At 73.0% G+C, this 13174-nt stretch carries 12 protein-coding genes; 8 read left to right on the top strand and 4 right to left on the bottom strand.

What is annotated here, in order from left to right:
* The 3 genes from IEJ02_RS19170 to IEJ02_RS19160 all read right to left on the bottom strand — a co-directional run bounded on the left by IEJ02_RS19170 (window position 1) and on the right by IEJ02_RS19160 (window position 3896).
* Window positions 1-1026 carry a dipeptidase gene (locus IEJ02_RS19170; protein WP_191065993.1) on the bottom strand — a complete coding sequence of 342 codons (1026 nt, stop codon included), beginning with the start codon at window positions 1024-1026 and terminating at the stop codon, window positions 1-3.
* 1378 nt (window positions 1027-2404) lie between these two features.
* On the bottom strand, window positions 2405-3310 hold the full coding sequence (locus tag IEJ02_RS19165; protein ID WP_191065992.1) for a DMT family transporter: 906 nt from the start codon (window positions 3308-3310) through the stop codon (window positions 2405-2407).
* Window positions 3303-3896, bottom strand: coding sequence for a MarR family winged helix-turn-helix transcriptional regulator (locus IEJ02_RS19160; protein ID WP_191065991.1), 594 nt, complete (start codon window positions 3894-3896; stop codon window positions 3303-3305). Before IEJ02_RS19160 ends, IEJ02_RS19165 begins: the two co-directional genes overlap by 8 nt.
* A gap of 91 nt (window positions 3897-3987) precedes the next feature.
* Here IEJ02_RS19160 and IEJ02_RS19155 point away from each other — a divergent pair, with 91 nt between their 5' ends.
* Together IEJ02_RS19155 and IEJ02_RS19150 are read left to right on the top strand one after the other, a co-directional pair.
* Window positions 3988-4770 (top strand): MBL fold metallo-hydrolase, encoded by a 783-nt coding sequence (locus IEJ02_RS19155; protein ID WP_191065990.1) that lies wholly within the window; start codon window positions 3988-3990, stop codon window positions 4768-4770.
* Window positions 4770-5432, top strand: a complete 663-nt coding sequence (locus IEJ02_RS19150; protein ID WP_191066047.1) for a DedA family protein — start codon at window positions 4770-4772, stop codon at window positions 5430-5432. The genes IEJ02_RS19155 and IEJ02_RS19150 overlap by 1 nt, the downstream gene beginning before the upstream one ends.
* Before the next feature lie 1038 nt (window positions 5433-6470).
* On the opposite strand, the gene IEJ02_RS19145 is transcribed toward IEJ02_RS19150, so the two are convergent.
* Window positions 6471-8114, bottom strand: coding sequence for an FAD-dependent oxidoreductase (locus IEJ02_RS19145; protein ID WP_191065989.1), 1644 nt, complete (start codon window positions 8112-8114; stop codon window positions 6471-6473).
* 165 nt (window positions 8115-8279) lie between these two features.
* Here IEJ02_RS19145 and IEJ02_RS19140 point away from each other — a divergent pair, with 165 nt between their 5' ends.
* The 6 genes from IEJ02_RS19140 (at window position 8280) to IEJ02_RS19115 (ending at window position 13173) form a co-directional block, all read left to right on the top strand.
* Entirely contained in the window at window positions 8280-9458 is a 1179-nt protein-coding gene (locus IEJ02_RS19140) for a SchA/CurD-like domain-containing protein (RefSeq protein WP_191065988.1), read from the top strand.
* Window positions 9459-9529: 71 nt separating this feature from the next.
* On the top strand, window positions 9530-9937 hold the full coding sequence (locus tag IEJ02_RS19135; RefSeq protein ID WP_137980075.1) for a cupin domain-containing protein: 408 nt from the start codon (window positions 9530-9532) through the stop codon (window positions 9935-9937).
* Window positions 9934-11202 carry a beta-ketoacyl-[acyl-carrier-protein] synthase family protein gene (locus IEJ02_RS19130; protein ID WP_191065987.1) on the top strand — a complete coding sequence of 423 codons (1269 nt, stop codon included), beginning with the start codon at window positions 9934-9936 and terminating at the stop codon, window positions 11200-11202. The genes IEJ02_RS19135 and IEJ02_RS19130 overlap by 4 nt, the downstream gene beginning before the upstream one ends.
* Entirely contained in the window at window positions 11199-12449 is a 1251-nt protein-coding gene (locus IEJ02_RS19125; RefSeq protein WP_191065986.1) for a ketosynthase chain-length factor, read from the top strand. The genes IEJ02_RS19130 and IEJ02_RS19125 overlap by 4 nt, the downstream gene beginning before the upstream one ends.
* Window positions 12449-12706 carry an acyl carrier protein gene (locus IEJ02_RS19120; RefSeq protein WP_191065985.1) on the top strand — a complete coding sequence of 86 codons (258 nt, stop codon included), beginning with the start codon at window positions 12449-12451 and terminating at the stop codon, window positions 12704-12706. Before IEJ02_RS19125 ends, IEJ02_RS19120 begins: the two co-directional genes overlap by 1 nt.
* Window positions 12707-12708: 2 nt before the next feature.
* Window positions 12709-13173, top strand: a complete 465-nt coding sequence (locus IEJ02_RS19115; protein ID WP_137980071.1) for an SRPBCC family protein — start codon at window positions 12709-12711, stop codon at window positions 13171-13173.
* Window position 13174: the final 1 nt, after the last annotated feature.

Here is a 13174-nt window from a genome sequence, read left to right as displayed (position 1 = left end):
TCAGTTGGGGCGGCCCAGCTCCTTGCGGAAGAGCTCCAGCACATTGCCGCCGAGGATCTTCTCGACGTCCGCCTCGGGAAGGCCCCTTCGGACCAGCGCCTCGGTCACCAGAGGCAGTCCGCGGGGGCCTTCGAGGCCGGGGACCACCAGCCGGGCGTACGCGGCGTCCTCGCAGCAGGGCGGGGTGGTGTCCGCGCTGACCTCCTTGATGAAGTCGGGCCCCAGACCCACACGTTCGACGCCGATCACGTCGGCGATGTGGACGATGTGATCGACCAGCCGGTCCACCGTGCGGTCGGCCGGGTCGGTGGCCAGGAACTCGCCGAGGAAGTTGACGCACACCGTGCCGCCGGTGGCCGCGATCCCGCGCAGCTGCTCGTCGGTGAGGTTGCGGTGGTGGTCCAGCAGCGCGCGGGCGGAGGAGTGGGTGGCCATCACCGGGCGGGTGGCCAGCTCCAGCACATGGGCCACCCCGGAGGCGCCGAGGTGGGAGACGTCGAAGAGGATGCCCAGGCGCTCCATCTCCCGCAGCGCCAGGACCCCGGCCTCGGTGAGCCGGCTTCCGGTGGCGTCCTCACCACTGCCGTCGGCCAGGGCGGTACGGCCCCAGTGGGCGAGCGAGGCGATGCGCACCCCGAGGCGGTGGAGGGTCGGGAGGAGCTCGACGTTGGCGTCCAGCCCGGGGGCGCTCTCCAGCGCGAGCACCAGGGCGATCCGGCCGTCGGCGAGCGCGGCGTCGATGTCGTCGCCGTCCAGGCACAGCCGTACCTCGTCGGCGTTGCCCTCGGCGAGGGTGTGGGCGCATTCGATCATACGCAGCGTCTCGCGCAGCGCGCCCTCGGGGCGGAACCGGTCGTCGATGAAGACCGGCAGCACCTGAAGATCCACCCCGCCCTCGCGCAGCTGTGGCAGCCAGCGCTCCCGGAAGTAGCCCGCCCAGCGGTGCGGCGGACGGGCGGTGACGGCGATCAGCAGGTCGTTGTGGGCGTCGGCGACGACGGCACGCTGGTGGAGTGCACGGCTCATACGGACGACGGTGGCCTTTCGTGAGACCGGGGCCCCGGGAGCCGGGGTTGGCGGCGGTCATCGTGACGTAGGGGGCGCCCGCCGGTCCACGGATTTTCGACCGGCGGACGGGGATCGTGCCGCCGCGCGAACGGTACGGCTCCCACGGTCTGGCCGTGGACGCGTTGGTGTCCGGCAGGTCTCTTTCCCCTCCCCGCCCCTTCCCGATACCAGGGGCTCCGCCCCTGGACCCCGGGATCTGGGGCAGAGCCCTGCCACGCGGCGGAACCGCATACCGACGCTCCGGGAAGGAGCGAATCCCCGGCCCGGGATCAGGGGCCAAACCCCGGCCCGAGGTCTGGGGCCGAGCCCCGGCCCCGAAGCCAGGGACCAAACATCAACCCGAGACCAGGGGCCAAGCGTCAGCCCAGGGCCACGGGCGGAGCCCCGGTTCCGGAGCCAGGGGCCAAGCGTCAGCCCGAGGTCAACGGCCAAGCCCCGGCCCCGAAGCCAGGGACCAAACATCAACCCGAAGCCAGGGGCCAAGCCCCGGCCCCAGAGCCAGGAGCCAAGCGTCAGCCCAAGGTCAGGGGCGGAGCGTCAGCCCGGGATCAGGGGCCAAGCGTCGGCCCGAGGCCAAGGGCCAAACCCCGGCCCCGAAGCCAGGGACCAAACATCAGCCCAAGATCAGGGGCCAAGCGTCAGCCCAGGGCCACGGGCGGAGCCCCGGCTCCGGAGCCAGGGGCCAAGCATCAACCCGAGGCCAAGGGCCAAACCCCGGCCCCGAAGCCAGGGACCAAACATCAGCCCAAGATCAGGGGCCAAGCGTCAGCCCAGGGCCACGGGCGGAGCCCCGGCTCCGGAGCCAGGGGCCAAGCATCAACCCGAGGCCAAGGGCCAAACCCCGGCCCCGAAGCCAGGGACCAAACATCAGCCCAAGATCAGGGGCCAAGCGTCAGCCCAGGGTCAGGGGCGGAGCCCCGGTTCCGGAGCCAGGGGCCAAGCGTCAGCCCGAGGCCAAGGGCCAAACCCCGGCCCCGAAGCCAGGGACCAAGCATCAACCCGAGATCAGGGGCGGAGCGTCAGCCCGGGATCAGGGGCGGAGCCCCGGTTCCGGAGCCAGGGGCCAAGCGTCAGCCCGAGGCCAAGGGCCAAACCCCGGCCCCGAAGCCAGGGACCAAGCATCAGCCCGAGATCAGGGGCGGAGCGTCAGCCCGGGATCAGGGGCGGAGCCCCGGTTCCGGGGGCTGGGGCCGGGCGTCAGCCCGGGGGCAGGGGCGGAGCCCCGGTTTCGGGGGCTGGGGCCGGGCCCCAGTTTCGGGAAGGGGCGGGGAGGGGAGCAGCCCGCCGCAGGCGTCACGATCCGCCGGCATCCCCTGAGACCGCGTGCGGTACGCCGTCAGTTGAGGGCGATCAGCCCGATGGCCAGCCCCGCGCCGAGCAGCCCGACGGCCTGGGGCCGGGTGATCCGCTCCCGTAGGAACGTCAGCGCGAGCAGCACCGGCACCGCCGGATAGAGCGCGGACAGCACCACGGCGACGGACAGCAACTCCTGCCGGGTGGCGAGCAGATAGAGGATGGTCGCCAGGGTGCCGAGCGCGCCCGCCACCGCCGCCACGGCGGCCGCCCGGCGGGGCAGCCGCAAGGAGGCGCCGGTCGCGGGGAACAGCGCCAGGATGACGGCCACCGACACGGCCCGGCTGACCACCACCGGCCACCATCCGGCCGAGGCCGGTATCCGGGCGAGCGCGAAGAAGTGCACGGCCAGGCCCACTCCGGCGACCAGCGCCATGACGACGGCCGAGCGCGACCGGTCGGCGCCCTGCCCGTGCCCCAGTCGCGACTCGCGCGGCTCACGCGGCTCGCACGGCCCACGCGGCCCACGCGGCCCACGCGACTCGCCGCGCGAGACCAGCCAGAGCGCGGGCAGCCCGAGCGCGATCCCGGTGAGGGCCGGGGGCGAGGGCCGGTCGCCGAGGAGGGCGATACCGGCCAGCACCGGCAGGCCCACCGCCGTGACATCGCTGACCGGCACCACGACGCTCATCGGCCCCTGGTTCATCGACCAGTAGAGGCACGCCACGCCCACCCCGGTGCCGAGCCCCGAGAGCGCACCCCAGCCCAGCGCCGACGGCGGGGCGTTGGCATCCTGGGTGAGCAGCACCGGGACCAGGCTGACCACCGTGCCGCCCGCCTGGGCGCAGGCCGCGACCGTCACCCCGTGCCGGTGGCGGGAGACCAGGCCGCTCAGGAAGTGGGTGGTGCCGAAGCAGAGCGCCGAGGCGACGGCCAGCAGCTCACCCATGGTCCGTACGGGCCCCGCCCTCGGCCGCCGCCCGCGCGCCCGCCCCGTCCTCGGCCACCGCCCGCACGGCCGCCCGGTCCGCGGCCCCGACCGGGCACTCCACGCCGTCCGGGGTGCAGGCGATCCGGTCGCACAGCCGGCACATCCGGTCGGCCGAACCACTGCCCTGGTAGAGCCCGTCGAGCAGCGTGGCCAGCAGTGCACCGAGGTCGCGGACCTCCGCCTCGCCGAGGCCGTCCAGCACCCCGGTGAGCCGGGAGGTCCGCGAGGTCAGCAACTGGCCCGCGGTCCGGCGGCCCTTGGCGGTGGGGTGGACCCCGGTCCAGTTGCCGATTCCGCGCCGCCGCTCGACCAGGGCGTCCCGCTCCAGCCCGTCCACCATCCGCACCGCCGCGGACTGGGTCAGCCCGACCCGGCGGCCGAGCTCGGTCACGCTCACGCCGGGATCGGCGCGGAGCACGATCAGCGCGGCGGCCGCGCTCATGCTCAGGCGGGACGCGGCGGCCGGGGCGCTGAGCAGATCGTCCGTGATCGCCAGCGCCGTGGCCCCCAGCAGATTCGCTACGCGTTCCCTCTCACCATGCATGAGTCATGCATACCCGTGCCGGGCTCATTCCATGCGCCACCCGGCGGGGTGAGAGGATCGGAGCGGGACGGCCCGAGGGAGGAGGCGGGAGATGTCGGTGGAGATCACCTGGTGGGGGCATGCCACCGCGACCGTGCGGGACTCCGGTGTGCGGGTGCTGACCGACCCCCTCTTCGTACGGCGGCTGGCCCATCTGCGGCGCCGCCGGGGAGCCGTGCCACCGGCCGCCGCGGCGGTGGCGGACGTGGCGCTGGTCTCGCATCTGCACGCCGACCATCTGCACCTCGGCTCGCTGGCCAAGCTGCTGCCCGGCACCCGGCTGGTGGTGCCACGCGGGGCCGGGCGGGCGGTGCCCGGGCTGCGGCGGGTGGTCGCGGCGCGGGAGCTGCGGGTGACCGAGGTGGCGCCGGGGGACGTGTGCACGGTCGGCGAGGTGCGCATCCGGGCGGTACCGGCCGCGCACGACGGGCGGCGGCTGCCGTACGGGCCGAGCCGGGTGCCCGCGCTGGGGTACGTGCTGAGTGGCGAGTCGACCACGTATTTCGCGGGGGACACCGGGCTGTTCGACCGGATGGCGGAGGCGGTGGGCGCCTGCGATGTGGCGCTGCTTCCGGTGGGCGGCTGGGGGCCGTACCTCGGCCCCGGCCATCTCGACGCGGGCCGCGCGGCACAGGCGCTGGCGCGGCTGGGGGCGCGCTGCGCGGTGCCGGTGCACTACGGGACGTACTGGCCGATCGGGATGGACGCGATCCGTCCGCATGAATTCCACGCCCCGGGCGACGACTTCGTGCGCCACGCCGGGCGGCTGGCCCCCGACGCGGTGGTGCACCGGCTGGGGCACGGGGAGTGCGTGCGGCTGGAGCCCGCCAGGTGATAGGGGATCTGGCGGACCTGGCGGATCTGGCGCGGAGCGTGCCGTCCGAGTCGACGCAGCAGGCGGTGGGGTACCCCTCGCTGTTCCTGCTGGTGGTGTTCGGGTCGCTGGTGCCGGTGGTGCCCACCGGGGCGGTGGTCTCCTCGGCGGCGGTGGTCGCCATCCACCAGACCGCTCCCCCGCTGTCGCTGCTGGTGGTCTTCGGGGTGGCCTCGCTGGCGGCCTTCTCCGGCGATGTGATGCTGTACTGGCTCGGGCGGCGCGGGGTGCGCTCGAAGAACGGCTCGCGGTGGCTGGAGCGGATCCACGACCACGCGGCGCCGGAACGGCTGGACCAGGCACAGGCGCGGCTGGACGAGCACGGGGTGGCGGTTCTGGTGCTGTCCCGGCTGATCCCGGCGGGGCGGATACCGGTGATGCTGGCCTGTCTGCTGGCGCGCTGGCCGCTGCGGAGGTTCGCGCGCGGGGCCGGGCCCGCGGCGCTGGCCTGGGCGGTGACGTATCAGCTGATCGGGATCCTGGGCGGCTCGCTCTTCCCCGAGCCGTGGGAGGGCGTGGCGGCGGCCGTGGTCCTGACGGTCGTGATCAGCACGGCCCCCGCGGTGTGGCGGCGCCTGCGCCGCCGTACCGCTCGCGACGCCCAGAGCGAGGCCGCGGGCTGACGCCCCCTCGGCCCCGGGCCGCTCGGGCAGCGCCCCTGCCGCACCGGCCCGCCCGGCGCGCGCCTTCCGCACCTTCCGCGGCGGGCTCGCCGCCGCCCGACGTCGGCCCCTTGCGGGGGCGTCCGGCGGACCACGCGGTGGAGCGGCCTATGGATGCTTTCCCCTCCCCGCCCCTTCCCGATACCAGGAGCTCCGCCCCTGGACCCCGGCGCCCGGGGCGAAGCCCCGCCACGCGGCGGAACCGCACACCAACGCTCCGGGAAGGAGCCAAACCCCGGCCCGGGATCTGGGGCCAAACCCCGGCCCGAGGTCTGGGGCCGAGCCCCAATCCCCGGAGCCTGAAGCGAAGCCCGATCCGGAGCCTGGGGCGGGACCCCGACCCAGGCTCCGGCACGGAGCACCGGTGCCGGACCTGAAACACAGCCCCAGTGCCCGAGGGCCTGGCGACAGACCTCTGCCGGAGCCCGCGGCCGAGCCCCAATCCCCGGAGCCTGAAGCGAAGCCCGATCCGGAGCCTGGGGCGGGACCCCGACCCAGGCTCCGGCACGGAGCACCGGTGCCGGACCTGAAACACAGCCCCAGTGCCCGAGGGCCTGGCGACAGACCTCTGCCGGAGCCCGCGGCCGAGCCCCAATCCCCGGAGCCCGGGGCCAAGCGTCGGCCCGCACTCTGGAGCCGAGCCCCGATCCCGGAGCCTGAAGCCGAGCCCCGATCCCGGAGCCTGAAGCCGAGCCCCGATCCCGAGCCTGAGGCCGAGCCCCGATCCGGGGCATGAGGCGGAGCACCGATCCGGGATCCCGGGGCGGAGCACCCAGTTACGGGGGCTGCGGCCGAGCCCCGGGTCGGGGGCTGGGGCGGAGCCCCGATCCGGGGTCCCGGGGCGGAGCACCGGTTTCGGGGGCTGGGGCGGAGCACCAGTTTTGGGGAGGGGCGGGGAGGGGAACAGCATGCGTCGCGACCGACCGCGGGCCGGGGGCAGCCGGGAAAGGGACACCCGGCGAAGCGATACCCGGCGAAGCGACACCCGGCGCAGGCGCGTCAGCCGTCCAGTCGCAGAACCTCTCGCAGCGCACGCGTCAACGCCGCCTCCGGGTCGGGGACCGAGCGCTCCGCTCGCCAGGCGACGAAGCCGTCGGGGCGGACCAGGACCGCGCCGTCGGGGGCGGTGCCGTGGAGTTCGGCCCAGTCCGTGCCCGGCTCGGGGGCGAGTTCGTGGTCCGGGCCCTCGCCCACCCGGTAGCAGTCCAGCGGTACGCCGAGGGCGTCGGCGGCGCGGCGGCCCGCCTCGTGCCAGGTGGCGCCGCCCGGCCCGGTGAGCAGCACACAGGTGCGCTCGTACAGATCGAGGGTGGACAGCCGCACCCCGCAGCGGTGCACCCACATGTGGGGGGCGCGGCTGCCGGGCTCGGCCGAGACCGTGAAGTGGTCGGGCACCGCGGGGGCGGAGGGGTCGGCGCCCGCGACCGCGCCCCGCACATAGCGGTAGCCCATGGCGACCGCCATGACATTGGACTGCGGGCCCCGGCCCTCGGCGGCCGGTGACGAGTAGCCGGGGTGGCTGTGCTCGGCCGAACGGGCGGCGGCGCGGGCGCTGGTGGCCTGGGCGACCGGCCGCCGCTCCATGCCGTAGGTCTCCAGCAGCGCGGGGCCCGCCCAGCCGCCCATGACGGCGGCGAGCTTCCACGCCAGGTTGTGGGCGTCCTGGATACCGGTGTTGGAGCCGAAGGCGCCGGTGGGCGACATCTCGTGCGCGGAGTCCCCGGCGAGGAAGACCCGGCCGTCGGAGTAGTGGTCCGCCACCCGCTCGGCCGCGTGCCAGGGCGCCTTTCCGGTGACCTCGACCTCCAGGTCGGGCATGCCGACGGCGGTGCGGATGTGCTGGGCGCAGCGCTCGTCGGTGAACGCCTCCAGCGGTTCGCCGTGTTCGGGGTGCCAGGGGGCGTGGAAGACCCACTGTTCCTGGTTGTCGACGGGCAGCAGCGCCCCGTCGGCCTCGGGGTTGGTGAGGTAGCAGGCGATGAAGTGGCGGTCCCCGACCGCGTCCGCGAGCCGCTTGGCGCGGAAGGTGATGGACACGTTGTGGAACAGCTCACCGCGTCCGCTCTGCCCGATGCCAAGGGCCTCGCGCACCGGGCTGCGGGGGCCGTCGGCGGCGATGAGGTAGTCGGCGCGGACCGTGGAGCGCCGCTCGGACCTGCGGTCCAGGAGGGTGGCGGTGACGCCGTCCGGGTCCTGCTCGAAGGAGATCAGCTCGGTGGAGAACCGCAGATCGCCACCGAGCCCCCGGGCCGCGTTCAGCAGCACCGGCTCCAGGTCGTTCTGGCTGCACAGGCACCATCCGGCGGGGCTGATCCGGGCGGCCTTGCCACCCGGGTCCAACTCCCGGAAGAGCCAGTTGCCCTCCGTACCGGTGAGGGACGGGGTCTGCAGGATTCCGTGGTTGTCGGCCAGGACGGACGCGGCCTCGCGGATCGCGGGCTCCACTCCGGCGGTGCGGAACAGTTCCATCGTCCGGATGTTGTTCCCCCGTCCGCGCGGGTGGTGCGAGGTGCGCGGGTGTTTTTCGACCAGCAGATGACCGATCCCCAGTCGGCCCAGGAACAGCGAGGCGGACAGGCCCACCAGGGAGCCGCCCACGATGAGGACGGGCACACGCTCAGCATTGTCGGCAAGACGGTTCATTTTGCTGCTATGCCCGGTGATTCCGGGCCGCTCCGGGGCGCTGACCAGGCGTTCGCTCGGATGGCTCACATATCTCGCGCCATTGGTGGGAGCACTTCACGATCGTCTAACGGGCGGGTGTCCTCGATGCCCGGAAGGACGCGTCCGCGAAATAAGGAGTGGAATATGAGCACCCTGTCCGACGTTCCGGAGACCACGGTGGACCCATCGCCGACGACCGTGGAATCCGCTCTCACCGACACCAGATTGCGCGTCGTGTTGCTGGTGCAGGTCAACAGCGGTGCCGAGCAGCGCTTTCTGCGTGCCTACGATCAGCTGTCCCAGCAGGTGGCCGCGGTACCCGGGCACATCAGCGACCAGCTGTGCCAGTCGATCGAGAACCCCTCGCAGTGGCTGATCACCAGCGAATGGGAAAGCGCCCCTCCGTTCCTCGCCTGGGTGGACTCGCCCGCGCACCGGGAGATGGTCAAGCCCTTCCACGGCTGTGTGGAGGACACCCGCTCACTGCGGTTCAGCATCCTGCGGGAGACCCTGACCGCCGGGTCCGCGCCGGTCGATGTCACCACCCGGGGCGTCGACGCCGCGCTGCGGATCGGTGACGGGCTGGTCCGGCAGGCGCTCACCTTCACCGTGAAGCCCGGCAGCGAGGACGCCGTCGCCAAGATCCTGGCCGACTACGCCTCGCCCCAGGCCCGCGTCGACGAGACCACCCGGCTCTACCGCACCTCGGTGTTCATGAGCGGCAACCGGGTGGTGCGGGCCGTGGAGGTCAAGGGCGATCTCACCGCGGCGCTGCGCTTCGTGGCCCGGCAGCCGGAGATCAGGGCCGCCGAGGAGGCCCTCAATCCGTATCTGGAGGAGGACCGCAACCTCGACGACCCCAGCTCGGCACGGGAGTTCTTCGCCCGCGCCTCCCTTCCGGTGGTCCACCACATGACGGCCGGCGGGCCGCGCCCCGCCGAGGGCGTCCACCGGCACGCCCTGCTCTACCCGGTCAAGACCGGCTCCGGCCCGGCGGTGGCCAGTCTGCTGGCCCGGCAGGACGAGCTGGCGGTGAACAAGGAGATGGCCGCGGAGCAGACCGCCAAGACCCTGCTGAGCAGCACCATCTTCCAGCGTGACGACATCGTGGTGCGTCTGGTGGACCTGGCCGGGCCGCTGGACCGGAACCCCGCCACGGCGGCCGGTGTGAGCGGTCGGCGGGCCGCCGCCGTGCTGGGCCGCCTGCTGGACCTCGGGGCGGACGGTGCGGTGATCGACCTGTCCATGGACGACGGGCTGCGCCGCTTCCTCGCCGACTGCGACATGACCCCGGTCACCGACCGCAAGTCGGCGGACCACTGACGACGTCTCTCCCTCTCGCACCTTTTCACCCCGTGGCGCGGACCGCGCAACGCTACCTGGAGGAACTCATCATGACCACGCAGTCCCCTCTCGTCGTCGACCTCGCCGCGGTCGCCCCCAACCGCCGGCGCGGTGGCGATGTGCGCGCCATGCTCACACCGACCCTGGTGGGCGCCACGAGCGGCTTCATGGGGATGGCCATCGTGGGGCCCGGTGAACGGGTCGCCGAGCACTACCACCCGTACTCCGAGGAGTTCGTGTACGTCGTCAGCGGCGACATGGAGGTGGACCTGGACGGCGAGGCGCATCCGCTCCGCCCCGACCAGGCCATCCTGATCCCCATCAACATGCGGCACCGGTTCCGCAATGTGGGGAGCACCGAGGCCCGGATGGTCTTCCACCTCGGGCCCCTGGCGCCGCGCCCCGAGCTCGGCCACGTGGACACGGAGGCCAACGAACCCGCCGAGGCGACGTCGTGACCCGACGGGTGGTGGTCACCGGGCTCGGTGTCGTCGCCCCCGGGGGTGTGGGGGTCCCGGCCTTCTGGGACATGCTCACCGCGGGCCGTACGGCCACCCGCAACATCACGCTCTTCGACGCGGAGCGGTTCCGGTCCCGGATCGCCGCCGAATGCGACTTCGACCCGCTGGCCTGCGGTCTGAGCTTCGAGCAGATCGAACGCTCCGACCGCTATGTGCAGTTCGCGCTGGTGGCGGCGCAGGAGGCGGTACGGGACTCCGGTCTCGACCTCCAGGCGCTCAACCCCTGGCGGATAGGGGTTTCGCTGGGCAGCGCCGTCGCCGCGTCCACCCGTCTCGAACAGGACTACGTCAAGGTCAGCGACGCCGGTGAGCACTGGGATGTGGACCACCGCAAGGCGGGTCCACACCTTCAGCACGCGTTCTCGCCGAGCGCGCTGTCCTCCGGGGTGGCGGAGCTGACCGGGGCGCAGGGCCCGGTGCAGTCGGTCTCCACCGGCTGCACCTCCGGTCTGGACGCGATCGGGTACGCCTTCCAGGCGATCGAGGAGCGGCGGGCCGATGTGTGCATCGCCGGGGCGGCGGACTCGCCGATCACTCCGCTGACCGTGGCCTGCTTCGACTCGATCAAGGCGACCTCGGCGAACAACGACAACGCGGCCACCGCGTCCCGGCCGTTCGACGCCCACCGGGACGGCTTCGTCCTCGGCGAGGGCGCCGCCGTACTGGTCCTGGAGGAGCTGGAGCACGCCCGGGCCCGAGGGGCGCGGGTCTACTGCGAGTTCCGGGGGTTCGCCACCTACGGCAACGCCTACCACATGACCGGTCTGACCCGTGAGGGTCTTGAGATGTCCGAGGCGATCGACCACGCGCTCGGCCACGCCCGCGTCAACAGCTCCGAGGTCGACTACGTCAACGCGCACGGCTCGGGCACCAAGCAGAACGACCGGCATGAGACGGCGGCCGTGAAGCGGTCCCTGGGCGAGCACGCGTACAAGACCCCCATGAGCTCGATCAAGTCCATGGTGGGCCATTCCCTGGGGGCGATCGGCGCCATCGAGGTGGTCGCCTGCGCCATGGCCCTCGCCCATGGCGTGGTGCCGCCGACGGCCAACTACGAGACCCCCGACCCCGAATGCGACCTCGACTATGTCCCGCGCACCGCCCGCGCCCTCCCGCTGCGCCATGTGCTGTCGGTCGGCAGCGGGTTCGGCGGCTTCCAGTCCGCGGTGGTGCTGAGCCGGGCGGACGGGAGTGCGGCATGACATCCGCGAAGAGCGCCCGGAACCGGGGCGCGGCCGTCACGGGCCTCGGTGTGATCGCCCCGGGCGGAGTGGGCACCGACGCCTTCTGGAAGGCCACCCGGGAGGGGATCACCTCCCTGGACCGGATCTCCCGCGAGGGCAGTGAGCACTTCCCGGTCCGGATCGGCGGCCAGGTCCGCGGCTTCGATCCGGGTTCGATGATCGAGGAGCGGTTCCTCGTCCAGACCGACCGCTTCACCCACTTCGCGATGGCCTCGGCCGATCTCGCGCTGGACGACGCCCGGCTGCCGGTGGACGACATGTCGCCGTTCGCCGTGGGCGTGGTGACCGCCGCCGGTTCCGGCGGCGGTGAGTTCGGCCAGCGCGAGCTGCAGCAGCTGTACGGCAAGGGGCCGCGCTATGTGGGCCCGTACCAGTCCATCGCGTGGTTCTACGCGGCCAGCACCGGCCAGGTCTCCATCCGCGGCGGGTTCAAGGGCCCCTGTGGGGTGGTGGCGAACGACGAGGCCGGCGGTCTGGACGCGCTGGCGCACGCCCGCCGGTCCATCCGACGGGGGGCGGACGCGGTGGTGGCGGGCGCCTCCGAGGCGTCGCTGGCGCCGTACTCCATCGTCTGCATGCTCGGCTGGGACGAGCTCAGCCGGGCCCGCGACGCGGGCCGGGCCTATCTGCCGTTCACCGAGGACGCCTGCGGATTCGCGCCCGGGGAGGGCGGGGCGATGCTGGTCGTGGAGGAGGAGGGGGCCGCCCGGCGCCGCGGGGTGCGGATCCGGGGCTTTCTCGCCGGCTATGGCTCGACCTTCACCGGGGCGTCCCGGTGGGAGCGGTCCCGGGAGGGGCTCGCCCAGGCCATCCGCGTGGCCCTGGAGGACGCGGAGTGCGCGCCGGAGGAGATCGACGTGGTCTTCGCCGACGCGCTCGGGGTGCCCGAGGCGGACCGCGCCGAGGCGCTGGCGATCGCCGACGCGCTCGGGCCGCACGGCACCCGGGTCCCGGTGACCGCGCCGAAGACCGGCTTCGGCCGGGTGCACTGCGCGGCTCCCACGCTGGACGTGGCGGCCGCGCTGCTCTCCATGGAGCACCGCGTGGTGCCTCCGACCCCGTACGTCACCGACGTCTGCCATGACCTCGACCTCGTCACCCGCAGCTCCCGCCCGGCCGAGCCGCGGACGGCGCTGGTGCTCAGCCGAGGACTCATGGGTTGCAACGCGGCGCTCGTGCTCCGCGGACCGGAAGGAGATTACTGATGCCCAGTCAACTGTCCTACGGGGAACTGGCCACGCTGATGAAGCGGTGCGCCGGACTCACCGTCGACCCGGACACGATGCAGGCCCGGCCGGACTCCACCTTCGAGGAGTACGGCCTGGACTCGCTCGGTCTGCTCGCCATCGTCGGCGAGCTGGAGAACCAGTACGGCACCCCGATCGAACCGGGGGCCGAGAGCTGCAAGACCCCCGGTGACTTCCTCGACGTCATCAACACCTCACTTACCTCAGGAGCATGAAGATGGCAGGCCACACCGACAACGAGGTCATGATCAAGGCGCCGTTCGACCTCGTCTGGGACATGACCAACGACCTGGAGAACTGGCCGCAGCTGTTCAGCGAGTACGCCTCGGTCGAGGTGCTCCAGCGGACCGGGGACACCACCACCTTCCGCCTGACCATGCACCCCGACGAGGACGGCAAGGTCTGGTCCTGGGTCTCCGAGCGGGAGACGGCCCGCGATGTGCGCACGGTATGGGCGCGCCGTGTGGAGCCCGGCCCCTTCGCCTACATGAACATCCGCTGGGAGTACGAGGAGGAGTCCGAGGGCACCCGCATGCGCTGGACCCAGGACTTCGAGATGCGGCCCGACGCGCCGGTCGACGACCCCACGATGACGGACCACATCAACCGCAACTCCCGTATCCAGATGGATCTGATCCGGGACAAGATCGAGCAGCGGGCCCGGGAGACGGTGGGGGCATGAC

Source organism: Streptomyces sp. 5-10 (genome assembly GCF_014712245.1).
GTDB classification, from domain to species: domain Bacteria; phylum Actinomycetota; class Actinomycetes; order Streptomycetales; family Streptomycetaceae; genus Streptomyces; species Streptomyces violaceusniger.
The sequence above is the reverse complement of the archived record's forward strand: the minus strand, read 5'-3'. Positions and strand labels throughout refer to the sequence as shown.